Origin of the sequence: Rhodococcus sp. IEGM1428, from assembly GCF_050321865.1 — a bacterium.
In the GTDB taxonomy this organism is placed as follows: Bacteria; Actinomycetota; Actinomycetes; order Mycobacteriales; family Mycobacteriaceae; genus Rhodococcoides.
Map to the genome: position 1 here is coordinate 460,188 of NZ_JBNQFW010000002.1, position 23,219 is coordinate 483,406.

General features: G+C 62.2%; 27 protein-coding genes. 13 read left to right on the forward strand and 14 right to left on the reverse strand.

What is annotated here, in order from left to right:
* Entirely contained in the window at window positions 1-465 is a 465-nt protein-coding gene (locus tag ACQR3T_RS10665) for a GNAT family N-acetyltransferase (protein WP_428693367.1), read from the reverse strand.
* Window positions 462-845, reverse strand: a complete 384-nt coding sequence (locus tag ACQR3T_RS10670) for a cupin domain-containing protein (RefSeq protein WP_428693368.1) — start codon at window positions 843-845, stop codon at window positions 462-464. Before ACQR3T_RS10670 ends, ACQR3T_RS10665 begins: the two co-directional genes overlap by 4 nt.
* A 303-nt stretch (window positions 846-1,148) precedes the next feature.
* On the opposite strand from ACQR3T_RS10670, the gene ACQR3T_RS10675 reads away from it, so the two are divergent.
* On the forward strand, window positions 1,149-1,874 hold the full coding sequence (locus ACQR3T_RS10675) for a haloacid dehalogenase type II (protein ID WP_032378806.1): 726 nt from the start codon (window positions 1,149-1,151) through the stop codon (window positions 1,872-1,874).
* Window positions 1,867-2,091, forward strand: coding sequence for a hypothetical protein (locus ACQR3T_RS10680; protein WP_428693369.1), 225 nt, complete (start codon window positions 1,867-1,869; stop codon window positions 2,089-2,091). The genes ACQR3T_RS10675 and ACQR3T_RS10680 overlap by 8 nt, the downstream gene beginning before the upstream one ends.
* Window positions 2,092-2,093: 2 nt before the next feature.
* On the opposite strand, the gene ACQR3T_RS10685 is transcribed toward ACQR3T_RS10680, so the two are convergent.
* Entirely contained in the window at window positions 2,094-2,558 is a 465-nt protein-coding gene (locus ACQR3T_RS10685) for a MarR family winged helix-turn-helix transcriptional regulator (RefSeq protein ID WP_032378808.1), read from the reverse strand.
* 29 nt (window positions 2,559-2,587) lie between these two features.
* The gene (locus tag ACQR3T_RS10690) at window positions 2,588-3,718 is read right to left on the reverse strand and encodes a Cmx/CmrA family chloramphenicol efflux MFS transporter (protein WP_428693370.1); all 1,131 of its coding nucleotides are present in this window, start codon (window positions 3,716-3,718) and stop codon (window positions 2,588-2,590) included.
* A 212-nt stretch (window positions 3,719-3,930) separates the two neighbouring features.
* On the opposite strand from ACQR3T_RS10690, the gene ACQR3T_RS10695 reads away from it, so the two are divergent.
* Window positions 3,931-4,602: a hypothetical protein gene (locus ACQR3T_RS10695; RefSeq protein WP_428693371.1), complete on the forward strand. Its 672-nt coding sequence runs from the start codon at window positions 3,931-3,933 to the stop codon at window positions 4,600-4,602.
* Between the two features lie 11 nt (window positions 4,603-4,613).
* On the opposite strand, the gene ACQR3T_RS10700 is transcribed toward ACQR3T_RS10695, so the two are convergent.
* From ACQR3T_RS10700 to ACQR3T_RS10710, 3 genes are all read right to left on the reverse strand, one after another.
* Window positions 4,614-4,826 (reverse strand): hypothetical protein, encoded by a 213-nt coding sequence (locus ACQR3T_RS10700; RefSeq protein ID WP_032378810.1) that lies wholly within the window; start codon window positions 4,824-4,826, stop codon window positions 4,614-4,616.
* A gap of 16 nt (window positions 4,827-4,842) precedes the next feature.
* Window positions 4,843-5,913, reverse strand: coding sequence for a phospho-N-acetylmuramoyl-pentapeptide-transferase (mraY, locus tag ACQR3T_RS10705; protein ID WP_032379473.1), 1,071 nt, complete (start codon window positions 5,911-5,913; stop codon window positions 4,843-4,845).
* Window positions 5,914-6,028: 115 nt separating this feature from the next.
* Window positions 6,029-6,853 carry a DUF6597 domain-containing transcriptional factor gene (locus tag ACQR3T_RS10710; protein ID WP_428693372.1) on the reverse strand — a complete coding sequence of 275 codons (825 nt, stop codon included), beginning with the start codon at window positions 6,851-6,853 and terminating at the stop codon, window positions 6,029-6,031.
* Window positions 6,854-6,904: 51 nt separating this feature from the next.
* Between ACQR3T_RS10710 and ACQR3T_RS10715 the strand changes: the two genes are divergently transcribed.
* Window positions 6,905-7,282: a VOC family protein gene (locus tag ACQR3T_RS10715; RefSeq protein WP_428693373.1), complete on the forward strand. Its 378-nt coding sequence runs from the start codon at window positions 6,905-6,907 to the stop codon at window positions 7,280-7,282.
* Window positions 7,263-7,688: a VOC family protein gene (locus ACQR3T_RS10720; RefSeq protein WP_428693374.1), complete on the forward strand. Its 426-nt coding sequence runs from the start codon at window positions 7,263-7,265 to the stop codon at window positions 7,686-7,688. The genes ACQR3T_RS10715 and ACQR3T_RS10720 overlap by 20 nt, the downstream gene beginning before the upstream one ends.
* Window positions 7,689-7,692: 4 nt before the next feature.
* Here ACQR3T_RS10720 and ACQR3T_RS10725 read toward each other — a convergent pair whose 3' ends face one another.
* The 4 genes from ACQR3T_RS10725 to ACQR3T_RS10740 form a co-directional block, all read right to left on the reverse strand.
* A complete protein-coding gene (locus ACQR3T_RS10725) occupies window positions 7,693-8,085 on the reverse strand; it encodes a VOC family protein (protein ID WP_037174917.1) in 393 nt (130 codons plus the stop codon).
* Window positions 8,082-8,603 carry a DUF664 domain-containing protein gene (locus tag ACQR3T_RS10730; RefSeq protein WP_032378814.1) on the reverse strand — a complete coding sequence of 174 codons (522 nt, stop codon included), beginning with the start codon at window positions 8,601-8,603 and terminating at the stop codon, window positions 8,082-8,084. Before ACQR3T_RS10730 ends, ACQR3T_RS10725 begins: the two co-directional genes overlap by 4 nt.
* Before the next feature lie 33 nt (window positions 8,604-8,636).
* Entirely contained in the window at window positions 8,637-8,990 is a 354-nt protein-coding gene (locus ACQR3T_RS10735) for a PLD nuclease N-terminal domain-containing protein (RefSeq protein ID WP_032378815.1), read from the reverse strand.
* A gap of 186 nt (window positions 8,991-9,176) precedes the next feature.
* The gene (locus tag ACQR3T_RS10740) at window positions 9,177-9,794 is read right to left on the reverse strand and encodes a LysE/ArgO family amino acid transporter (RefSeq protein WP_032378816.1); all 618 of its coding nucleotides are present in this window, start codon (window positions 9,792-9,794) and stop codon (window positions 9,177-9,179) included.
* A gap of 72 nt (window positions 9,795-9,866) precedes the next feature.
* Between ACQR3T_RS10740 and ACQR3T_RS10745 the strand changes: the two genes are divergently transcribed.
* Window positions 9,867-10,724 (forward strand): LysR family transcriptional regulator ArgP, encoded by an 858-nt coding sequence (locus ACQR3T_RS10745; protein WP_428693375.1) that lies wholly within the window; start codon window positions 9,867-9,869, stop codon window positions 10,722-10,724.
* Window position 10,725: 1 nt separating this feature from the next.
* Here the strand turns inward: ACQR3T_RS10745 and ACQR3T_RS10750 are convergent, their stop codons facing one another.
* On the reverse strand, window positions 10,726-11,130 hold the full coding sequence (locus ACQR3T_RS10750) for a hypothetical protein (protein WP_428693376.1): 405 nt from the start codon (window positions 11,128-11,130) through the stop codon (window positions 10,726-10,728).
* Between the two features lie 321 nt (window positions 11,131-11,451).
* Here ACQR3T_RS10750 and ACQR3T_RS10755 point away from each other — a divergent pair, with 321 nt between their 5' ends.
* The 4 genes from ACQR3T_RS10755 to ACQR3T_RS10770 all read left to right on the forward strand — a co-directional run bounded on the left by ACQR3T_RS10755 (window position 11,452) and on the right by ACQR3T_RS10770 (window position 16,627).
* The gene (locus ACQR3T_RS10755) at window positions 11,452-12,456 is read left to right on the forward strand and encodes an endonuclease domain-containing protein (protein ID WP_428693377.1); all 1,005 of its coding nucleotides are present in this window, start codon (window positions 11,452-11,454) and stop codon (window positions 12,454-12,456) included.
* Entirely contained in the window at window positions 12,453-13,061 is a 609-nt protein-coding gene (locus ACQR3T_RS10760) for a hypothetical protein (protein WP_428693378.1), read from the forward strand. Before ACQR3T_RS10755 ends, ACQR3T_RS10760 begins: the two co-directional genes overlap by 4 nt.
* On the forward strand, window positions 13,058-16,186 hold the full coding sequence (locus ACQR3T_RS10765) for a helicase HerA domain-containing protein (RefSeq protein ID WP_428693379.1): 3,129 nt from the start codon (window positions 13,058-13,060) through the stop codon (window positions 16,184-16,186). The genes ACQR3T_RS10760 and ACQR3T_RS10765 overlap by 4 nt, the downstream gene beginning before the upstream one ends.
* A 114-nt stretch (window positions 16,187-16,300) precedes the next feature.
* Window positions 16,301-16,627 (forward strand): hypothetical protein, encoded by a 327-nt coding sequence (locus ACQR3T_RS10770; protein ID WP_428693380.1) that lies wholly within the window; start codon window positions 16,301-16,303, stop codon window positions 16,625-16,627.
* Here ACQR3T_RS10770 and lat read toward each other — a convergent pair.
* The gene (gene lat / locus ACQR3T_RS10775) at window positions 16,624-17,952 is read right to left on the reverse strand and encodes an L-lysine 6-transaminase (protein WP_428693381.1); all 1,329 of its coding nucleotides are present in this window, start codon (window positions 17,950-17,952) and stop codon (window positions 16,624-16,626) included. The two genes, ACQR3T_RS10770 and lat, sit on opposite strands and share 4 nt — an antisense overlap.
* 125 nt (window positions 17,953-18,077) lie before the next feature.
* Here lat and amaB point away from each other — a divergent pair, with 125 nt between their 5' ends.
* On the forward strand, window positions 18,078-19,613 hold the full coding sequence (amaB, locus tag ACQR3T_RS10780; RefSeq protein ID WP_428693382.1) for an L-piperidine-6-carboxylate dehydrogenase: 1,536 nt from the start codon (window positions 18,078-18,080) through the stop codon (window positions 19,611-19,613).
* A 16-nt stretch (window positions 19,614-19,629) separates the two neighbouring features.
* A complete protein-coding gene (locus ACQR3T_RS10785) occupies window positions 19,630-20,862 on the forward strand; it encodes a hypothetical protein (RefSeq protein WP_428693383.1) in 1,233 nt (410 codons plus the stop codon).
* 22 nt (window positions 20,863-20,884) lie between these two features.
* On the opposite strand, the gene ACQR3T_RS10790 is transcribed toward ACQR3T_RS10785, so the two are convergent.
* Window positions 20,885-22,564, reverse strand: a complete 1,680-nt coding sequence (locus ACQR3T_RS10790) for a cutinase family protein (protein ID WP_428693384.1) — start codon at window positions 22,562-22,564, stop codon at window positions 20,885-20,887.
* A gap of 124 nt (window positions 22,565-22,688) precedes the next feature.
* On the opposite strand from ACQR3T_RS10790, the gene ACQR3T_RS10795 reads away from it, so the two are divergent.
* Entirely contained in the window at window positions 22,689-23,201 is a 513-nt protein-coding gene (locus ACQR3T_RS10795; RefSeq protein ID WP_428693385.1) for a GNAT family N-acetyltransferase, read from the forward strand.
* Window positions 23,202-23,219 lie beyond the last annotated feature (18 nt).

The following is a 23,219-nucleotide window of genomic DNA, read 5'->3' on the forward strand; positions in this document are numbered from 1 at the left end:
TCAGGGCACCGGATTACGCCGGTAGGTGAGGGGATCTCCATCGTCGACGAGTGCGAACCTGGCCCGCTCGAGAACCCGACAGGAGGCTCTGTTCTCCCGATACACCTGCGCTGCCAACGGTAGACCGGACGCATGCTCATGCGCGTGAACGAGAAGCTTGCCCGCGTAGCCGCGACCCCAATGGTCCGGATGTACCCAATAGCCGACCTCCAGGTGGTCGGATCGACGAATGGTGCTGAGCAAACCAACACGCGCCGGCTCCTCGGTAGTCCCGATGAACCACTTCTGCACGTCCGGCTCGTGGCTGCCCGTCGCGTTCAGTGCCAGCGCAAAACGATGATCGAAATACTCTCTACTCCATGGGTTTCCGTCGCCAACCCATCGAACTACCTCGACGTCCGACGCCATGGAGAACAGAAACTCGGCGTCGGACCGAACAGCCGGATGCAGCAGAACTGCCGTCACAACTCTTTGACCTGCGAGGTCCTGTCGCCGCCTGCATCGCCGGTATTGACGGTGCCCGATCGCTCGAACAGCAGAGCCGACACCTCTTCGGCTGCCTTGGGACAGTGCTCGACGCCTGCCGGGACGACAAGAACATCACCGGGCCCGAGTACAACGTCGCGGTCACGCAGTTGGATGGTGAGTTCTCCGCTGTGGACGAGGAACATCTCGTCGGTGTTCGGGTGCGTGTGCCAGACGAATTCGCCGAGAAGTTTGACTACCTTGACGTCGTAGTCGTTGATGCTGGCGAGTCGGTGCGGTTGCCAGGGTTTGTCGATCTTGCTCAGGGCGTCGTCGACGTTGCGCTTGTGGTTGCCGGTACTGCCGCTGTCGATGCTCATGGGCTGCCTTCGTTGTCCGTCGAGTCGGCTCGGTGAAACTCTACTCGGTTCTGGCCGACGGCCCGGCGCAATCGTTGCGAGACTGTTCGCTTGTCGGATATTTTCGGATAGGACTCCGCGCTCCGAGTCATATGTGCTGTAGCGCAACAGGTTTGAATCCTGATCGGTCAGTGTCCGATCAGGCGATAGCAGCGCCAGTCGGATGGTCGAGAACAGATGAACGGCAGTACGATGCTCATGACCTGCAGACGGTATCGGCACGACCCGTCGTCCGCCATTGATTTTCGCTAGGAGCGCTGCCACATGAATCTCGCCGACTACGACGTGCTGAGCTTCGACTGTTACGGGACGTTGATCGACTGGGAAGCCGGCATTCTCGAGGTGCTCGGAGCGTGGGCGCAGCAGGCCGGCTCGGAGCTGTCGGACGACGAGTTGCTTACGGCCTATGGCCCCAACGAAGCTGGGGCGCAGCGAGATTCTCCCGCCGCCCTCTACCCCCGAATACTCGCCGAGGCCTTCGTGAGGACCGGTGACACACTGGGGATTTCTGTCTCGGCCGATTGGGCGGACAAGCTCGGAGCATCTGTTCCGGATTGGCCGGCTTTCGCGGACTCAACCGACGCGCTGGCGTCGCTCGCCCAGCGGTACAAGCTGGTCATACTGTCCAACGTTCACCGCGACGGTTTTGCGGGTAGCAATCGCCGTCTCGGCGTTCAGTTCGACGCCATTGTCACTGCCGAGGATGTCGGGGCGTACAAGCCGGCCGACAACCACTTCGACGCAATCGATGGAGTTCTCGATAACCTGGGCGTGCCCCGGTCGCGTCTGCTCCACGTCGCGCAAAGCCTGTTCCACGATCACGTACCGGCGAAACGTCATGGCCTCGCGTCGGTGTGGATCGATCGGCGGCACGATCGCCCCGGATGGGGTGCGACGCCGGAACCGTCCGAGGAGTACAGCTTCGATATGAAGTTTCCGAGTATGGCCGCATTCGCAACAGCTGCCCGCGAGGCGCACCCGGATGCGTAAGTTGTTCACGCTGATCGGTTTTTCGGTCGGTCTCATCGGTGCGGTCGGCTATCTGTTGTGGGATCGCCAGCCGCAGCGGGTGAACTACGCATTCGTCGGCGACGAGCGGTACCAGGGTGCGCCCGGTTGGATGCTCCTGGTATTCGGCCTGCCTGTTCTCGGTGCACTTCTGGGACTGGCGATTGCGGTATCGGTCAGCCGCATTCGACGCAGCTGATCTCACCAATGCCAGGCGTCGCCCCCGACGTTCTGGATCGTTTTCTGCAACACCTGAATTGCGGTGACGAACTCGTCCTGACCGATGCCCTGCATACGTTCGTCCTGCAGCATTAGCTGAACGTCCGCCCCGCGTCGGAATTGTTCCTTGCCGTCCGGGGTGAATGTCACGCGTGAATTGGACTCCGTGATCCAGCCCTTCGCACGTGCGGAGTCGAGTGCCTCGACGATTGCCTCCGGGGTGTCGTTGTGGCCGATCTTCTCGATCGTCGCTTCCCTGTCGGCCCCTGCGGGATGCAGCGAGATCTGATGCAGGAGCCACCATTCGGGTTGGGTGATGCCGATGTCGTGGAGGGCGCCGCGGGTACGTGCTCGGATGGCCTCGCCGGCGCGGGCGGTCCAGAATCCGATCGGCTGTCGCTCGGGCGGTTGCATCGGTCGTGGCTGTCGGTGTGCTTGTGAGTTCATGAAAACGACAGTAGAACCTCAACCACGCTTCAGGTCAACAGGACAGAGGCCACAAGAGCTGTACCCACCAAGACTGCGCTGGCGGCTAGGGGCCCGATCGGTCCGAGTGCCGAGCTGTAGACCACTCCGCCGAGAGCAGGCCCGGAGGCAGCACCGATGTTCAAGCTCGCTGTTGCGAACGAGCCCGCCATGGTCGGCGCACCGACCGCGTTGCGCATCACTCGGCTCACCAGTGTGCTGCCGAGGGCGAACGACAGTCCGCCCTGCAAGAAGGCAAAGACCAACATGGCGACCGGGCTCTGGGATAGCAGCGCGAACAGACACCAACCGACGAGAAGCGCTGTGCCACCGAACGACACGACTCTCCTCGCGTGCCGGTCACCGTACCTGCCTGCGGTCCGGACTCCCCCCAGAGCGCCGAGTCCGAACAACGCAAGCACTACCGGCACCATCGCTGTCTGCAATTCCGCTCGTTCGGTGACGACGGGAGCCAAGTAGGTGAACGAACAGAAGGTGGCACCGTTGACGAGAACGCAGAGAACGAGGACCCGCTGCACTGAGCGTAGTTGCAGGACAGCCAATTCGGTGGCCAGCGAACCCATGGCTCGCACGTCCTGGGTGGCGGGTGCAGCCGATGCCACGGCGACGAGCGCAGGAACCGACAGCAACGCCACAGCCCATAGTGCCGCACGCCAACCCAGAAGTGTTCCTACGAGTGTGCCCAACGGAACGCCGACAACGAGTGCGAGAGTGGTGCCGGCAAGGATCGTGGCGACGGCGCGAGAGAGGCGATCGGGTGTGACCGATGCCGAGACGATGGCCAAGGTGAGTGCCAGGAAACCGGCGTTGGCGAATGCGGCCACTACCCGCGAGACGAACAGCAGCGCGTAGCTGTTGGTCGATGCGCCGAGTACGTGCATCGCGATGAAGGTCGCCAGGAATGAGCACAGGGCCAGACGCGGTGGACACTGCCGTGTCGCTACGGCCATGACCGGTGCCCCGACAATCATGCCGATGGCGAATGCCGAGTTCAGCAATCCAGCGCGGGGGACCGTTGTGTGGAGATCGGTGGCGATGTCGGTCAGCAGTCCGGCCAGCATGAACTCTGACGTTCCCTGCGCGAAGACAGCTGTGGACAGCAAGAATACGAGCGGTGGCATGGAGGTTTCTCCGAATGTGAGACGGGTCCAGGACAAATGGACCGGCACACGGGTGCTCACCGAACGTGTCGTGATCGAGTGCTTCGGTTTCGTCGAGCTACCGGGGTGCCGGTAGCTCGAATCTGGATGCCTCGGGTGAACTCACCGAAACACCGTAACGCGAAGTTTCCCTCCGCCGCCACCGAGTTTCCGTCGTGGGTAGAGTCCGGACCGTGGACAGCCCATCAGGGAAAGGCCTCGTGGCGGTGCTCGCCGCAGTCGGTGCCTCGATAGGTGGTGCGGCAGCGGTCGTGTGGCATGTCGCCATTGCCGGCTCGTCCGATGGCGCGCCCGATATCGGTGCGGCCTATCTGCGGCCGAGCTGGTTTCCCGTCACCTTCTATCTCGTCGGTGCCGGTCTGGTGATCGGTTTGGTGGCGGCGTCGTTCGTCGTCGACACGGGTCTGCGTCTCGTCCAGGATCGCCAGCGCAGTCGCATCGATTTGTTCGCGTTGTTGGTCGTGATCGGTGCGACGCTCGGAGCCGGCAGTGCACTCGCCTGGACGCATTGGCCGCCGCAACCAACCGAAGCGGCGTCGAATTGGTCGTGGGAGCATCCGTTCAGCATCGAGATCAACTCGCCTCCTGCAGCTGACTTCGGCTGGACGTCAATCGGTAGTTCAGTTTCGGACACCTACGTGGCCGAAACGTATGAGACAGACGCAGTGTTTGTGCCGTATCTCGGTGATGAAGAGGTCCCGTCGACCTTCGCTCCCACCATCGGCAATCCGTGGTTGGTGTTTCCGATCGGTGGAGTAGCGATTGCAGCGTTGGCCGCACTCACTCTGTCGCTGCGAGACTACCGGCCGACCGTGGTGTCGCGCTCGGACCCCGACGCTGTGTAGCGAGGCCGGAACTATTCGTCGGTCCGCAGTTCGTCGACCAATGAGAAGAGGCGTTCCAGGTAGTCGCTGTGAAACACCTCTGTCGCGCGGATCTTGGCGTCTCCGTCGAGGCCGAATTGAAGGTTGACGAGCTCGACCCCGATGGCGACGCGTCGAGCATCGAGTTGTTCGAGTTCGGCGGCGAGAGCATCGACCTTGGCCACCGGGGACAGTTCGTCGGTCATATCGGAATCGTAGAGGTCAGCCGACGGCCGCGAGGAATTCGCTGTAGAACAACCCGAGCCCCAATGCCGACGCGATCGCGGCGAAGAGCCAGAACCGGATGATGACCGTCGTCTCAGCCCAGCCGCCCAACTCGAAGTGGTGGTGGATCGGCGCTATACGGAACGGCCGCTTGCCGGTGCTCTTGAACGAGGCGACCTGAATGACGACCGATGCAGCTTCGGCTACGAACAGAGCTCCGAAGACCACGGCGATCAGCTCGGTTTTGCTCACGATCGACAGACCTGCGAGCAGTCCACCGAGGGCGAGCGAACCGGTGTCGCCCATGAAGATCTTGGCCGGGGCGGCGTTCCACCACAGGAACCCGATACAGGCACCCGCAGCGGCAGCACAGACGACGGCGAGGTCGAGTGGATCGCGCACCTGGTAGCACCCGGCAACGGAGTTGGTCGCGCACGACTGCCGGTACTGCCAGAACGTCATCACCGTGTACGCGCCGAGGACGAGGGTCATCGACCCTGCCGCCAAACCGTCGAGCCCGTCGGTGAGGTTGACCGCGTTGGACCACGCGACGATGAGAAATACACAGAACAGCACAAAAACGATCGGGGCCATCGTGAAGAACGTCGATTGGCGCACCAGCGAGAGTTCGACGTTGCCCGGCGTCAGCCCGTTCCCATTGCGGAACTGCAGCGCCAACACTGCGAAGATCACCGCTGCACTGATCTGCCCGACGTACTTGCCGGTTGCCTTGAGGCCGAGGCTTCGTTTCATGCGGACCTTGATGTAGTCGTCGAGAAAACCGACGACGCCGAGAGCAGTCGTGAGACCGAGGATCAACAGGGCGGACGCCGACGGGCCGTCGCCGCCCATCGCCACGAGGTGGGAGCCGAGATAGCCGGCCCACAGACCGACGATGATCGCGACGCCGCCCATCGTCGGGGTCCCTCGCTTGGCCTGGTGGCTTGCGGGTCCCTCGACGCGAATCTCCTGGCCGAAGCCCTGTCGGGTGAACAGCGCGATGAGAAACGGCGTCAACAGAATCGAGACCGCCAACGCGATACCACCGGCAACAAGAATGTTGATCATGCGTTGGAGCCCACTCTTCCTCTGTGCTGCTGTTCCCCGCCCGGTGCTACCGAGCACCGCGGGATACTGTGCCAAACGAACCGGCAAAAGTCCCAATGCGTGACGAAGGCGTTACTCACAGTTGATACGAACTCGGTGGCATTCCCACCAATTCGGTGAACTCGCGCGTGAAGTGCGCCTGGTCGAACCAGCCGTATCGCGCCGCAAGGTCTGCCAGGGGACCCGAGTAGCCGCCGTCGAGCTCACTGAGCGCATCGTGAATGCGATACCGGCCGAGGACCCATTTGGGCGTCGCTCCGACATAACGCTCGAACAGCCGCTGGAGCCGCCGAGTGCCTATACCGCACCGCTCTTCCACCTGGGCGACGCGAATCAGCGTCCGATCGCCCAGCATGGTCCCGATGATGTCCAGAACGACCTCGTACTCCGACTCGACGTCAGGTGCATAGGGCGTGAGAACCGCATCGACGACGGTTCGGCAGTGGTCGGCGTCCAGATGTCCGCCCAGTTCCGCCAATGCGTCGACGGTGTCGGCCCGGAACGGAGTGGGCGGAGCCGCCTGGACGTCGCGCAGGCTTCGAGCCACCGTTCCCGTGAAGGCCGCATAGCCGCCCGGCCGGAACTTGACGCCGAAGACCCATCCGGATTCGGCGAGCACGACGTCGAAGCGGCGGGTGAGCACTCCGGTCACCACCACAGGGTCGACGACACCTTCTCTGGTCCGGCCGTGTTCGACGCTGAGCGTGCAGGCCGGGTGCGGGAGCGTCGAGCTGCGGTACGAGATGCCGGGTGGCAGATTCCACTGAAGCTGCCAGTAGTTCTCGACCCACGGTTCCAACTCCGCCGCACACGGCAGCCGCGTCAGGTCGACATACTGCGCCAGCTGATCCGGCCGCAGGACGCCGGACTGGGTGGCTGTCGCATTTTTCCTATCCGGCACGGGCGTCAGTGTAGGAGTCTGGTCCGACATTCGCTGTGAAGGAGGAACACCATGACCGAGACACCCGTGGCCACGCTGAAGATGGTTACCCTGGACTGCGCAGACCCTGCGGCCAACGCGACATTCTGGTCGTCCTTGTTGGGCTGGAGCGTCGTACATTCGGAGCAGGAGTACGCGATGCTGCAGGGTCCGAGCAGTGCGCTCGGATTCGGTCGCGTCGACGACTATCAGCCGCCGCGGTGGCCGAATGCCAATGGCAGCAAGCAGTTTCACTTCGATCTTGCCGTCGAGGATCTCGACGCCGCGGCGGCGGCCGCCGTGAAACTCGGGGCGACGCTGCCCGACGACCAGCCGGGTGAGACCTGGCGCGTACTGCTCGACCCGGCAGGGCATCCCTTCTGCCTGACAAATGCCGCGAACTGGGGCTGACGCGGCTAGCCTTGTCGTCGTGAAACCACGTCTGGCAGGAATCGAAATCGTCGTCGCCGATATGGCTGCCGCACTGGCGTTCTATCGCGTTCTGGGACTGGATATTCCGGCCGACGCCGATGCCGAGCAACATGTGGAGGTCGACCTCGGCGGCGTTCGACTGTTGTTCGATCTCCCGTCCACGATCACCTCCTTCGACCCGACGTGGACCCCGCCCAGCGGCGGTCATCGCGTTGCGCTCGCCTTCGATTGCGGTTCCGCCGCCGGAGTGGACGCGGCGTGGGCAGCGGTGACCGAGGCGGGGTACATCGGTCACCTGCAGCCGTGGGATGCGTTCTGGGGTCAGCGTTATGCCGTCGTGCACGATCCCGACGGCACCACCGTCGATCTGTACGCGAACGTCTGAGTTGTCAGCTCGCCGGAGCGATGATCTGAATCAGGTTTCCACAGGTGTCGTCGAACACCGCAGTGATCACCGGGCCCATCTCGGTGGGCTGCTGAGTGAACCGAACGCCGAGGCCGATGAGCCGATCGTATTCTGCTGCAACACTGTCCACCGCGAACTGCGTGAACGGGATGCCGTCTGCGAAGAGCGCATCCTTGAACGGCGCGGTTGCGGGATGACCGCTGGGCTCGAGTAGCAGCTCGGTACCTTCCGGATCCTGCGGTGAGACGACCGTGAGCCAACGGTCGGGTCCACCCATGGATACATCGTGTTTGACGACGAAGCCCAGTACGTCGGTGTAGAACGTCAGCGCCTTGCTCTGATCGTCGACGAAGACGCTGGTGATGTTGATTCTCATGCCGGTCCCTCCCCTCTCGGCCCGCCGGCCAGTTCGACAGCGACGTCGAGGTGGCCGAGATGACGGGCGTATTCCTGGAGTACATGGAAGCAGATCCAGATCAGAGTCGGCCGCTCATCGGTGAATCTTCCACCGAGCGTGGCCAATTCGTCCATCCGGTGTGTGCTCAATACTTCTTCGGTGAGCCTGGCACCGTCGTCGAGCCTGGTCAGGAGGGTCTCGGCGTCCACCTCGGCCGGCACATGCCAGGAGCCGTCCCTCTCGTCACCCCACGGCGCGTCCACCGCCCTGCCGAGAAACCCCCAGACGAACCAGCGCTGCTCCATGTGCACCAGATGGGTCAGCATCTGCAGCGGGGTCCACTCCGAGGGAACGGCTGTGGTGGTCAGGGAATCGCGGCTCAGGGCAGTGATTCGCCGAACCAACTCGCTGCGATAGAAGCGTAGGTACTCGCGAAACAGGTCGGCGGGATCGGACAGGGCGGAACTCGGTTCGGGAAACGTCGTCAGCTTGGCCATGGTGTTATTCCGCGTGCACTGAGCGCTGTTGGCTCATTCGCTCTTGCGCTGTTCGCGGGCGATGCGACGCTGTTCCTCGGCGCGGGCGCGGCAGCGGCGGAGGAACTCCTCGTCGCTTTCCTGCGACTGGGCGACGGCCCGGCCGGGTTTGGCGTCGTACTCGGCGTATGCCGACGCGGTGCGCGGTGCACCGCTGCCACCCCAGATGCCGCCGCCTTCGGGTCTTCCCACGACGAGCCATGCGATGGAGCCGGCCAACGGCAGGACGATGACGAGTAGTAGCCACACCATTTTCGGGAGGTGGCGGATGCCGGAGTCATCGGCGGTGATGACGTCGATCAGACAGAAGATGGCCATCAGCATGATCAACAGGCCGAGGTACGGCACGGGAGTCCTCCAGGGTTTTCGAGACCGTGCGGTCGGTCTACCGCGACTATCAGATCACTCGTTGTACCGCGGATCAAGTGGCGGGAGTGGAGCCTGCGGAACGACCCAGAGTGGCGGGAGTGGAGCCTGCGGAACGACCCAGAGTGTCGGGAGTGGAGCCTGCGGAACGACCCAGATAGTCAGGGTTCAACCGAATACCAGCAGTGCCGCCAGGGTGAGCATCATGATCCCGATCCCGAGGTCGAGGATTCGCCAGGCCAACGGCCGCGCGAACAGCGGACTGAGCACACGGGAGCCGTAGCCGAGCGCGGTGAACCAGAGCACGCTGCCCAGCATCGCGCCGATGGCGAACCACCAACGCAGGTCTCCTGGCTGACGGTTTCCGATGGAACCGAGGAACACCACCGTGTCGAGGTAGACGTGCGGATTGAGCCAGGTCAGCGCCAGACAGGTGGCGACGGCCGCGATCAGTGAACCGCCACCGGTCGTCTCGGTCGTCATCGTCGAGGGAGTGCGCGCTCGATTGAGTGCCATCAGTCCGTATACGAGGAGGAACACGGCACCGAGGACGGTCACGACGCGCAGAGCGACGGGGAAGCGGTCGACGAGTACCCCGATGCCGGCCACCCCGGCCAGAATGAGTACCGCGTCGGACAGGGCGCATACCGCCACCACCGGCAACACGTGGGTGCGTTGCAGGCCCTTGCGCAGCACGAACGCGTTCTGCGCGCCGATGGCGACGATGAGCGAGAGCCCGACGCCCAATCCGGTGAGGGTCGATTGTGCGGCGGCAAGCGATGTCATGACTGCAAGGCTAGGAGGACACCACAGTTAGGTCCAGCGAATGTTTTTCAGTATTGATTAGAGTACCTTCATATGATGGAGATCGAGCAGCTCAGAGCCCTGAAAGCAGTGGTCGACGGCGGAACGTTCGAGGCTGCGGCTCGGGCGTTGCACGTGACGCCGTCGGCGGTGAGCCAGCGAATCAAGTCGCTCGAGCAGTCGTTGGGCCGAACCTTGGTCCAGCGAAGCAAACCGGTGGTGGCCACTCAATCCGGCATCGCCGTGCTGCGTCTGGCGCGTCAGATCGATACCTTGACCGACCAGACTCGGGCCGAACTGAACGACGACGGAATCGCCGCTCCTGTCTCCCTTGCCGTCAATGCGGATTCGATGGCGACCTGGGTACTGCCTGTGCTCGCGCCACTGGCGTCCCAGGCGACCTTCGACCTGCATCGGCAAGATCAGGATCGTACCGCTCAACTGCTGCACGACGGGATCGTCTCTGCCGCAATAACATCAGTGGCAGATCCGGTTCGTGGCTGCACCGTTCGACGCCTCGGTGCGATGCGCTACCGGCCGTCGGCCACGCCTGAATTCGTCGAACGGTGGTTCCCTACAGGGGCGACAGCCGCTGCGTTACGCGTCGCCCCGGTGGTGGTCTTCGACGTCGATGACCGGTTGCAGGACAACTACTTACAGCGATTCGGTATCGAACCACACGAGCCTCCGCGGCATCTGGTGCCGGCGTCCGCGGACTATGCGCGGGCCGTCGACCTCGGCTTCGGCTGGGGCATGATCCCCGATCTGCAGGCCCGTGACTCGCTGAAGTGCTTCGACGACAATGGAATCGACGATGTGCTGCTGTACTGGCAGCAGTGGTCGCTGTCTTCTCCCGCACTCCAGCGAGCAGCCGATGCCGTCGCGGCAGGGGCAGAACGCATGCTGTTGTAATTCAGGCCGGACTGTCGTTCGGGACGATCTCGGGCAGTCCGTCGCCGACGGGGTCGAGAATCGCCGCCGATCGGGCACCCCATCGCTCGTGGGCCGACTGCCGCGACATGCCGACCGCTGTTCCGATCGTCGCCCACGTTGCACCCTGAACCCTCAGCACCACCACGGTTTCGAGGCCGTCGAGCCCCGCTGCCAGTTGCACGCGAAGACTGAACAGATGCCACGCGAGGCTGCGTCGTGCGGGCAGGTCGGTCGATTGCTCGGCATTCCATTCCGGTGTTCCCGGCAGGGGACCTGTGCCGATGATCTCGTCGGCAACCCGTCCGGCCTCGATGGCCGCTGCTGTCACGACTGCCCGCGTTGCAGCAGAGATATCCGCCTCGGTGGCGAGGGTGATGGGATCCATGATCGACCTCCTGTGTCAGGTACAGCCTGACGACCGGACGTTGATTTGTCAAGGAACTCCTGACACGGATCCGCCCCTAGTCCTCAAACCCCTAGGAGGAAGCTTTGACTGCACGTCGCCCCACTGGACGACTCCCGATTGCTCAGACGCAAGGTGCGCCAATACAACCAACTGAATGACTTGACATGGGTCGGCATCGACTGCGGGCGCTCACCTGGTCTGATCCACACGTACAGTCAGCCACCATGCCGGATCGCTGCCCCCACGTAGCCGATCCATTGCCATCGAATGTGTGCGGGAGGTTTACGTAATTTGCTAGCCGTGAGTTGGTCGCAGCTACCTCTTGATAAGCCCATTCAGCTATCTGGCAACAGTTTTGATGCTCTGGAGCGGGCGCTTGACCCCTTGCCTGAAGATTGTCCGCTGGTGTTCGGCTACAAATCAGACGTCGATGTGGGGTTTCGCAATCTGGTGAGCAACGTCATCGGCCTGCTGGAACAAACCGCTATCGATATGTTTCCAGCCTGGTTGCCTGGGGCCGCCGAACTGGGCGATCTCACTGCTCAGTCGCTCTTGGCTGCCGATGATCTGGCGCGTCGAGAAGCGACTCGCACGGGTGCCTTTGCGCCTTACCTGTGTGCACTCACTCGGACTGCATTGGGCTCGCCTTCGTCCACCGCTGGCTTCTCACGTGAGATCCAGACCGAGCAGCTTTCCCGCATACTCAAGCGAGGATCAGACCGGCCCGGTCTGGCCTTGCTAGTGCACGTCGAGGGTGAAGGACCCGCGGGTCGCGACCTCGAACTTGCAGCCGATTGGCTTTCACGCCACGGCCGTATGGGTGTGTGGATGACCGACAGTGTAGTCGAGCGATTTACTCAGTGGGAGTTGAGGATTCCTGAATCAACGACGACAGCAAGGCCGCCGCAGCCCCCGGGACGGTCTGTCCCGAAGTCTGGTTCGCCGCGCGCCGACAGTGATGTCGAGTGCATCTTGGAAGAAGCACTGTCCAAGGAGCTGTGGGCCTCCGACCGGGAGTGGAACAAAACATTGAGAGTGGGGACACAGCTCACTTCACCCATTCGGGTCGACCTGGTGTGGCAGGACAGTGCCTTGGTTATCGAGATTGACGGGGACGAGCATCGTGCAGTGGGCAAGTACGCTTCAGACCGCAAACGTGACAACATGCTCCAACTCCGCGGATACGTGACACTGCGTTACACCAACGGCCAAGTTTTGCATGACCTGACTGCGGTTCTCGACCAGATCCGTACTGCAGTCGCTTTACTCCGCAACCCGCGAACAGTGAGGAATTACACCGGATGAGTACCGCCGACCTGACTCAAAACGAAATCCTGGTCTTGCTTGTTCTGATGTCGGAGGATCGGGTAGTCAAGAATGCCGATCTGAAGGACTTCGGTCCAGTACTCGACGCTGGCAGCAGGACAAAACTGGTAAAGCTTGGACTGATTGAATCTGCGAAACCGAATCGGTTCATCGAGTTGACGCTGACGGCCAAAGGCTGGGAGTACTGCACCAACCTCTTCGTCGCGGATGCTCCCGATGGTTCGAACCCGGCAACCCGTGTCTTGTTTACCGTGCTCCGAGGTGTCGAGCGCTTTTTGGAGCCGAGAGGGCTCGTTGCTGCACAGCTCTTCGGTCGAACTTCGATCGAGAAGAGAATTCGAGCAGGATACGAGGCGCTCGCATCCCGGCCCGGTGCTTGGGTTGGTTTGCGAGCACTCCGCGAAGCTCTGTCTGATGTTGACCGAGAGAGCCTCGATACAGCACTTGTCGAGTTACAGCAGCATGAAGGAGTCAGCCTGATCCCCGAAGAGAATCAAAAAACGTTGACTGACGAAGACCGCCTTGCCGCCGTTCTTGTTGGCACTCAGCTCACCCATCTTCTCGCGATCGAGCCAACGCGATGAACCGTGACCAGCGGCGTGCTCTTGAGTCCATCCGGCTCGACTGGGCAACGACGCCAGATGATATTTGGGAGTCGCAGTCCGACGTGCATGTCGGCGGTCTGCACGAGCATGCCTATCGCGAGGTCATGGCGGCTTTCGGCGATACCGAACTCACCCGGACAAAGAGCCCGCTGGGGGTAGTGATTCCTGGTCCCGCAGGTGCGGGCAAGACACACCTGCTCGGGGAGATCCGTGCGAGTGTGCAAGAACAACGCGGGTATTTCTTCCTCGTGGACATGCTCAGCGGAGAGCGGTTTTGGTCGACGATCTTGAACACGGTCCTCGAGGACTTCAGTCGCCCCGTTGTGCAGACCCAGCGATCGCAGCTCCAGGAAATGCTGTGGCGTCTTTCGGAACAGGCAGCAATACCGGAGGGTGAGCGGGCACCCATTGTCGGTCAAGCGCCGTTGGACAAAGAACAACTCGACACATTCGTTGCAGCAGTCTTCAAGGTGCACGCTAAGTATCGTCGGCGAGCGCAGAACACCCTTCGTGCGCTTGTGCTGGCAGCGGCGGAGGACCAGGACGTCAACGATCTCGGCTACATCTTTCTACAGCCTCACGAGACCGACAGTTCAGTTCTCGAATCATTGAAGCCGTGGGGCATACAGCGGGTAACCATGACGGATCAAGATGTGGTGGAGAGTATCTCGCAATTGCTGGCGCTCACAGGTCCTTCGGTCATGGCGGTAGACCAGATCGATACGGTTATTGGCAGCTCGACCAAGTCGACCGGACAGGATGCGGCAAGTTCGGAGGATCAGGCGCTGGAAGGGTTTGCACATGGGTTGATGTCGATGCGGCAGAACCTTCACAGGACTGTCACCGTGGTTGCCTGCTTACCCGCCGCCTGGACGCAGATCGAGACTCGGGCTACGGCAACTGTTCGCGACAGATTCCGGGAGGCAACGCCTCTGCAAAGGATTCCAAACCGTGAATTCGCTCGAACGATGGTCGAACATCGTTTTCAGACGTGCTTCCGAAAGGTCGGATACGACGCTCCGTCAGCGACTTGGCCCGTGGCGGGTGCTGCGTTTGGTGAGGCGAAAAACTACACGCCTCGTTCACTACTGCAGAATATCGACAAACATATTCGCCATTGTCTGAATACTGACACTGTGACGGAAATGCTGACTCTTGCGTTCGAGAACAAGGCACCCAACGATGGGGAGGTGCCGATTCCTGATCCTAGTCCGGACTTGACGGACTGGGCTCTCGTTGAATTGGATGAAGAATTCAAGGCTTTAAAGGACGCAGCCGACATCGCGGACGTTCTGGATGACAAGAAGCAGGATTGGGCATTTCCCCCGCTCTTGTTGTCCGGGTTCCGTGTCCTGGTGCAGCAGTCGACCCGATCGGATCAGACGTGGAGCCCGGACGCCGTCCCTAGCAACAAACCGTCAGTGCACGGCCGGATCAGCCGCACTGATGACGCGGATCAAGAGACGTACCAGTGGTACTTCCGCGTTGTGACGACGGCAAGCGCGACCAGCGCGACCAGTAAGATTCAGAAGGCCAGTGACTACGCAAACCTAGACCAGCGCTTACCTAACCGAACTGTCGTGTTGTTGAGAAACGATCAGTGGCCCTCGGGTCCGAAGACGGCACAGACAGTATCGGGGTTCCACGACGCCGGAGGACAGACTCGTCCATTTACTGATAGCGACATCAAAATCCTTGTTGCACTCCGTGAACTGTTAGCCGGAGAGAACGTCGACCTTGGTAGATGGATCTCGTCGCGTAAGCCCGCTTCCGCAGTCAGCTTCTTCAGCGATCTGATTACTACGGTGGAGTCGAAGGATGACTCGATAGGACCCGACGGGTCCAAGCCAACGGTGCCAGTCGAGGAACCGCAGTTGGAGGGTCGGATTGTAGTAGGTCAGACGTCGTCGGGTGCTTCCATCGAATTGCCTCTCAGTGCACTCCGGAAGCACACGGCAATCTTCGCGGGGTCGGGGTCCGGGAAGACCGTTCTGATCCGTCGCATCGTGGAAGAGTGCGCGCTTCAGGGCGTGTCGTCCATCATTGTTGATTCGAATAACGATCTTGCGCGTCTCAGTCAACCTTGGCCATCGGACTCGACAGTCCACCACGACGATGACATCGTCAAGAGAAAGCTGTTCTTCGAGACCACAGACGTGAAAGTTTGGACTCCGAACCGGTCTTCAGGCCGACCGTTGATGTTTCATCCTCTACCGGACTTCGCAGCGATCAGAGACGACAACGAACTCTTCGAAAGTGCTGTGGATTCTGCGTACTCCGCACTCGCACCGCGCGCTGTTACCGGAACCTCGAACAGGGCAATGCACGGTCGGGCGGTACTCAAGGAATCGCTCCGTTGGTTTGGACGCGGCAACTCGGGCGGCCTCAATGACTTCATCAATCTGCTGTCAGATTTGCCGGATGATGTCAGCGATTTGGACGATGCAGGAACTTTAGCCCGAGGTCTAGCTCAGAATCTGAAGGCGCAGATCTCTATCGATCCCATGTTCGGTGAGTCCGGTACAGCCGCTGATCCCGGTGAACTGCTCAGGCCGGCTAGCGGCTTCAAGGCCAGGGTCTCGATAGTAAACCTTTCTGGACTGCAGTCGGACCTCCAGAGAGAAGGATTCGTAAACCAGTTAGAAATGGCTTTGTTCTCCTGGTTGAGGAAGAACCCCTCTGACAAGCCACTTGGCGGGTTGCTTGTTATCGACGAAGCCCAGAATTTCGTACCTGCTGGTAAGCAAAGAGTCTCCTCGGAAAGCACGATCGCCTTGGTATCGCAGGCGAGGAAGTACGGCCTCGGCATGATCTTTGCGACCCAGGCCCCTAAAGGGTTGGACAACAAAATTCCAGGCAATGCATCCACTCAATTCTTCGGTAAATTGACCGCTCCCGCCCAGACGCAGGCTGCCGAGGAAGTTGCCAAGTCGAGGCAGAGTTCGATGGAGGGAATCGGTAGGCTGCCGGCGGGCACATTCTTCGCATCTTTAGAGGGTGTAGACAACGGACGGTTCAAGAAGATAAAGACACCGATGTGTTTGACCCTCCACACTTCGAGTGCGCCCACCGAAGATGACGTCGTCGAGATGGCTCGTCAGTAAAATGACGGCTGTCGTCCCCGGCTGGGCGGTGCGGTGTGCGCGAAGGAGGTGTTGTGGCCTCCTATGTGTCAATAATCGTTGTACCCAACCGTGTCTCGTTGTTAGCTTGTGCCGATGACCATTCGCTATCACGTGACCTCGGTGCGCAATCGTGAGTCGATTCGACGGCACGGACTCGACTGGCGTCGAATGGGTGCCGCTCGCGGTATTGCCGGTAGCTACCAGCCCGAGCAGGAAGGTTGCTTTCTGGCGGCCGACGAGTGGGAACGTGATTGGTTCGTGGGCATGAACAACACCGGTGGACCCGTCGATGTCTGGGAGGTCAGCGGCGTCGAAAACGGTGATCTGCGGCAATCGCCGGAGAACTTCTACTTCCGTCCAGGCATCATTCCGACGTCACAGATTCGATTGGCGCAGAAGGACATCGAGCCCGAGCGCTAGAGCATGCTCAGCACCCGATCGATGGCCGCGACGGCCTGGGTCAGCTCGGCTTCGGTGATCGTCAGTGCGGGGCGGAATCGCACTGCCGTGTCGCCGCAGCCGAGCGCCAGTACATGTTCCTCGGTACGCAACAGCTCGATCACTCGGTCGCGAGTGGCGGCGTCGGGCAAGGAGAAGGCGCACATCAGACCGCGTCCGCGTACCTCCGAGACCACGGTGTGTCGTGTTGCCAACTCCTCCAGCATGTTCAGCAGCACTACTCCGAGCGTGCCGGCGCGGTCGATGAGTTTCTCGGACTCGACCACTTCCAGTATTCGACGCGACCGCACCATGTCGGTGAGGTTGCCACCCCACGTCGAATTGATGCGAGAGCTGACGGCGAAGACGTTGTCGTCGATGTCGTCGACACGGCCGCCGGCCATGACGCCGCAGACCTGCACCTTCTTGCCGAAGGCGACGATATCCGGCACGACGTCGAGCTGCTGGAAAGCCCATGCGGTACCGGTCATTCCGGCACCGGTCTGAACTTCGTCCATGACGAACAAGGCGTCGAACTCGTGGCAGAGGTCGCGCAATTTCTGCAGGAAGCGAGGCCGGAAGTGGTGATCTCCACCCTCGCCCTGGATGGGTTCGATGATGGCGCAGGCGATGTCGTGCGGGTTGGCCTCGAAGGCCAGGCGGGCTGCCGCCAATGATGCGTTCTCGAGTTCGTCCATGTTCGCGTCGGATCTGATGAACGGGGACGGGATTCGCGGCCAGTCGAACTTCGGGAAGCGTGCAACCTTGTTCGGGTCGGTGTTGGTCAACGACATCGTGTAACCCGAACGGCCGTGGAACGCATGCTCGAAGTGCATCACCTGGGAGCCCAGTGATGGGTCCAGACCATGACTTTCGTTCCAGCGTGACTTCCAGTCGAACGCCACCTTCAACGCGTTCTCCACTGCCAGTGCGCCGCCCTCGACGAAGAACAGGTGCGGCAACCGATCGTCACCGAGTACACGGGCGAACGTGTCGACGAACCGGGCCATGGGCACGGTGTAGATGTCGGAGTTGCTGGGCTTGTTCATCGCCGCCTGCATCAGATCTGCCCGGAACTCGGGGTCGTCGATCAGGGCGGGATGGTTCATGCCCAGGGCGTTGGACGCGAAGAACGTGAACAGGTCCAGGTAGCGGGTGCCGTCCCTGGCGTCGACCAGGGTGGAGCCGGTCGACGCATCGAGGTCGAGGACCAGCTCGAAACCGTCGGCCAGTAGGTGTTCACCGATCACGTTGCGAACGTTGGAGGCGTCGACCGTCACTCCGGTGCGCTGTAATACTTGCGTCATAACGTCGAAGATACGCGTTAATATTCCGTAAGCAAGCCCAATACGCAGGAAATTATACGGTTGTGACCCTCGTCGGTAGGCTGATCTCCCGACGGTTCGGTTCTCTCCACGGAAGGTGTACGCGCATGTCTGCATCCATCACCCACGACGAGTTGAGTGTGCGCACTCGCGCCATCCTCGACCGGCTGGGTGCGACGATCGCGCTCGACGCTCCCGCTGGACCCGACGCGATCGTCGCGCGCTCGCCCATCACCGGCGGAAACCTGGCGTCGATGGCGTCCGCATCCGCAGCCGACGTCGAAAGCGTCATCGCCGACGCGCACACCGCGTTCGTGTCGTGGTCGCAGGTGCCTGCCCCGGTGCGGGGTCAGGTGATCCGCGAACTGGGCGAACTACTGCGGGTGTACAAGGAAGATTTGGGCGCGCTGGTGTCGATCGAGGCCGGAAAGATCGTTTCCGAGGGCCTTGGTGAGGTGCAGGAGATGATCGACATCTGCGACTTCGCCGTCGGACTCTCACGTCAGCTCTACGGCAACACCATTGCCACCGAGCGGCCCGGGCATCGCATGATGGAACAGTGGCACCCGCTCGGAGTCGTCGGCGTCATCACGGCCTTCAATTTCCCGGTCGCGGTGTGGAGTTGGAATACCGCCCTCGCGATCGTCGCGGGCGATACCGTCATCTGGAAGCCGTCGGAGAAGACTCCGTTGACTGCCGTCGGAGTGCAGGCACTGTTCGAGCGTGCTGCCGCTGCGGCAGGCGTGGACCCCAAGATCGCGCAGCTGGTGGTCGGTGGCCGTGCATCCGGCGAAGCGCTGGTGGACGATTCGCGCGTCGCACTGGTATCGGCCACCGGTTCGACGAGGATGGGCCGGGCCGTGGCCCCGCGGGTTGCCGAACGATTCGGCCGGGTGTTGCTCGAACTCGGCGGTAACAACGCGGCGATCGTGACGCCGTCGGCCGATCTCGATCTGACGACGCGTGGACTGGTGTTCTCGGCCGCCGGCACGGCAGGTCAGCGCTGCACCTCGCTTCGACGCGTCATCGTGCATTCATCCGTCGCGGACGAACTGGTCGGCAAGCTGGTTGCGGCGTACGAGACGCTGTCGATCGGATCTCCCTTGGCCAGTGACACTTTGGTGGGCCCGCTCATCGACGCGGGTGCCTTCTCGGGTTATCGGAAAGCCCTCGAGACCGCAGTGTCCGACGGCGGAACCGTGGTGGTCGGCGGCGAGCGGGTGAACGTGGTCGACGAGTACTCGTTCTATGTTCAGCCCGCGATCGTGACGATGCCCGCGCAGACCGACATCGTCAAGCACGAGACCTTCGCGCCCATCCTGTACGTCCTGACCTACGAGACCCTCGACGAGGCGATCGCCCTGCACAACGATGTGCCGCAGGGTCTTTCGTCGTCGATCTTCACCACCGACCTGCGTGAAGCGGAGCGCTTCCTGTCTGCCGCCGGCTCGGACTGCGGCATCGCGAATGTCAACATCGGACCCTCCGGCGCGGAGATCGGTGGCGCCTTCGGTGGTGAGAAGGAAACCGGCGGCGGACGCGAATCCGGTTCGGACGCATGGAAGGCCTACATGCGCCGCGCAACCAACACCGTCAACTACTCCAACGAACTGCCCCTGGCGCAGGGAGTGAAATTCGGCTGACGGCATGATCGGCAGTATGAAAGTACTGTCGATGCTCCTGGCCGGTTTTGTCGTCGGCTATGCCATCAGTGACATCGGCCCGGTCGATTCCCTGTTGAGCAGCACCGCAGAATTCCATTCGTTCTGGGCAATTGTCAACGGGCTGACCGTCGTTGCGATCTCTGCCTGCGTGGTCTCGGTCGGGCTGGCGCGTGCGAGCGCACGCGCCTCGATCGTCGTGGCGATCGCAGCGGTGCTCGTCATCGTGTTCCAGACCGTCGGAATGGTGACCGGATTGCTCGGCCACTGGGCCGGCGCACTGGCCACCGGTGCATTACTCGCCGCGGCTGCAGTGTTGGCCGGGCGGCAACGTGCTGAACAGGCCACGTTGGCAGTTGCCGTCCTCGGGGCCGGTCTGCTCGGTGGTGCACTGGATGCGCTGTTGGAGGCGAACGACGGTCCCGTGTTCGTCTGGGATGTGGTCGGTGCCGAGGACGACGTGAGCCCGCAGCGGGCGATAGTGATGGTGATCGTCGCGTCGGGCACCGCGGTTGCGCTGTTCCTGGCGCACCGCCGCGAGGAGCTACAGCCGTACGAGACCCGGCAAATTCTGTTGGTCGGCATTCCACTGCCCGTCGCAGCGGGAGTCCTGAGCTGGATTGCCGCCGGTCACAACGCCGGGAGCGTGGTCTGGCTCGGCAGCCTCGCCGGTGTGACGGCAATCGCGTTGCTGGCCTCGTTCCTGATCCCCGGGCGGGACGGCCGCATGCTGCTGGTGCTCGTCGCACTGGCAGCGTCTGCGCTCGGATCGTTCGGCCTGGCCGCTGAAGACAATGCACAGCTGGCTCTCGGTGTTGGTCTGCTGATCGTCGGAGCAGGTATCGGCTACCGGTGGCCGCAGTTGTATGTCGGGCTGGGCGGGCTGCTCCTGATCGCTGTTGCGGGAGTTGTCGAGGGCTACTTCGAGGTGCCGACAGGAACGGAGTTCGTACTGCCGTTGGTCGCTGCCTACGTTGTGGTGTCTGCTCTGACGGCCTCAACGGGTTCTCTGGCACTTTCGCTGCCCGCGTTGTTCACCATGACCCTGCCCGTAACGGTGTATGCAGCGAGCTCTCAGACCGCATCGGCATACGATCGCGCGGTCTTCACGACCACAAGCGAGCCCGACCACCTGATGTTGTCGGTGGCCGGGCTCGTGGTTGTTGCGGTGATGACGGGTGCCTGCGCGCTGCTGATGCGCAGACCCACCGTCGTGAGCGGAACTTCGTAGCGGACTACGAGTTTCCGTTCACCTACGGTGCAGGAACCGCCGCCGTCGTGGTCGGAACCGCAGTCTCGGGAGCTACTGCAGCGGGTGTCTCGGTCGTGGTGACGCAGACCGGCGGTGCACCCTCGACGGGGGTCTCACCCTCGACGCGGACGGTGCACTCGGGGGTTGCGACCGGCTCGGACGCCGGTGCCGGTGCTTCTGCGGCGGGTGCAGGCACAACCGGAACCGTGGTGGTCACTACGGGACTGGTGGTGACCGGTGCGGTCGTCGTGGCCGTCGGAGTCGGCGTTGCCGAGGTGGTCGCGGGTGCCACGATCGTCTCGACCGCTGCACGTCCGGCCTTCTCCTGAACCGCTGCGGACTTGATCGGCTCGCCCCTGTTGGCCTCTTCCGCCAGCTGGGTCAACCAGGCCGCGGCGTACTGCACCGAGGTCATCGGCTTGCCGTTGGCGGCATCGGCGTCACGCCAGTAATCGAAGTGGTGTCCCGATCCGGGGCCCAAGGTGAGGCCGTACGGGTCGTTCATGATCACCGGAACGGTGTTCTGGTTGGAGGCGATGAAGCCGGTGATCTCGCGGAAGATCTTCTGCGGCAGGTATGCCAGGTCGACCATCTGACCGGTTTCGATCGGCTCCTGCTCGCCGTCGACCTTGGCCGAGACGGGAGTGGTGACGGTGCCGGGCTTGTAGTTGGGCTCGGACACCTTGATCAGCACGTCGAGGAATGTCTCGTCGCTCTGCATCCAGTTGGGCTGCGAGGCGATGTCGTTGAAGGCGTTGACTGCGATGCGTCCCAGGGCCAGTGCGAGATCTGCACCGGTGGCGGGGGTGAGCTGCTCGTTCTGCAGTGCGTCGGCATTGACCTGGCGACCGACATTGGCGGCCAAATGAATCAGTGACGTGTTCTCCGGCAGTGCGCAGGTGAGGTCGCCGTCGGAGCAGAAGGACGCCACTCGGCCGTCGAGCGCTCCGAATCCGCCGGACGTGCCGGGCAGTGCGCCCTGTCCGGGAATTGCGGTGTTGCCGTTCTGGTACTTGGTGTCGAAGCCGTCGGGGTTGCTGAACGGGTTCTCGGCACCGGGGAAGGGGCCTTCTCCCGAGACGCGGCCGGCGTCGGCGAAGATGACGACTCCGACGACCTGCGAGGGATCGACGATTCCGTACGTGCCGTCGGCCGCGGCGACCTGGTTGCCGACCTCCATGGCGGTGCGGCGGGCGACGTCTGCACCCTCGCTGTACCCGACGATGGCGAATCGCGTCTTGGGGCAGGACGCCGTGATGGACTTCATGATGGTCTGCGAGTTGGTGACGCCGGTCTGTACAGCGTTCTCGTAGCTCGACAGATCGGCGGGGTACTCGACGTACACCGCGGCGTACGAATCCGGAACAACGTTGCCGTTGTTGGGCGCGCGTACGGCCTGGTCGATCCAGTCGCTGGAGTAGTCGCCGGACATCGCGGCAGGCAGTCGTTCGCCGTCGGGTGTGGTGAGCCACTTGACGCCCTCGCGGGGTGTGTCGCCGCGGCCGCCGATGGCGATGCTGACCATGTCGTAGCACGTTGCCGTCGACACCAGTTCGATAGACGCTTCGGTAGTCGTCGACGAGGTGGACCACGGTGCGGCCATGACCACTCCGGCACCGAGTGCTCCGATTGCGAACGCGCTCAAGGCAACGCGCACTCGCTTCGACTTGCCAACAATCATGTTTTCGATCCCCATCGCTCACGGCCCGACACCGAATTTCCCGACTGCAGTTGCCAGTGGGCTACCCGGCATTTCGTCCTCGGGGTCATTCGCGTTACAAAGCGGATGATTTACCGTCGTGCGCATGACAATTCACCCCCGAATGACATCGACGGAATTCGACCTGACCGACGGGTCGACGTGCGTCGTGCGTGAGGCGGTTGCGTCGGACCTGGAGTCGATCGTGGCAATGCTGGTCGACGACCCGCTGGGTGTCACGCGGGAGTCCGCCGACGACATGGACGGGTATCGCGCCGCCTTCGATGACATCTCGTCGGATCCGCGGAACCTGCAGTTCGTGGCGGTGCACGGTGACGAGGTGGTGGCAACACTGCAGTTGACGGTCATTCCGGGGCTGGCGCGCGGGGGAGCGTTGCGGGCGCAGATCGAAGCAGTTCGAGTGGACGCTCGGTGGCGCAACCGGGGACTCGGCGGCGCGCTGATCACGTGGGCGATAGACGAGGCCGAGCAGCGGGGATGTGCTCTGGTGCAGTTGACCTCCGATGTCCGTCGCACGGACGCGCATCGCTTCTACACCCGTCTCGGCTTCGTCGACTCCCACGTCGGCTACAAGATGCATCTCGGAACTACCGCTTAGATACCCTGGGGGGGTAGG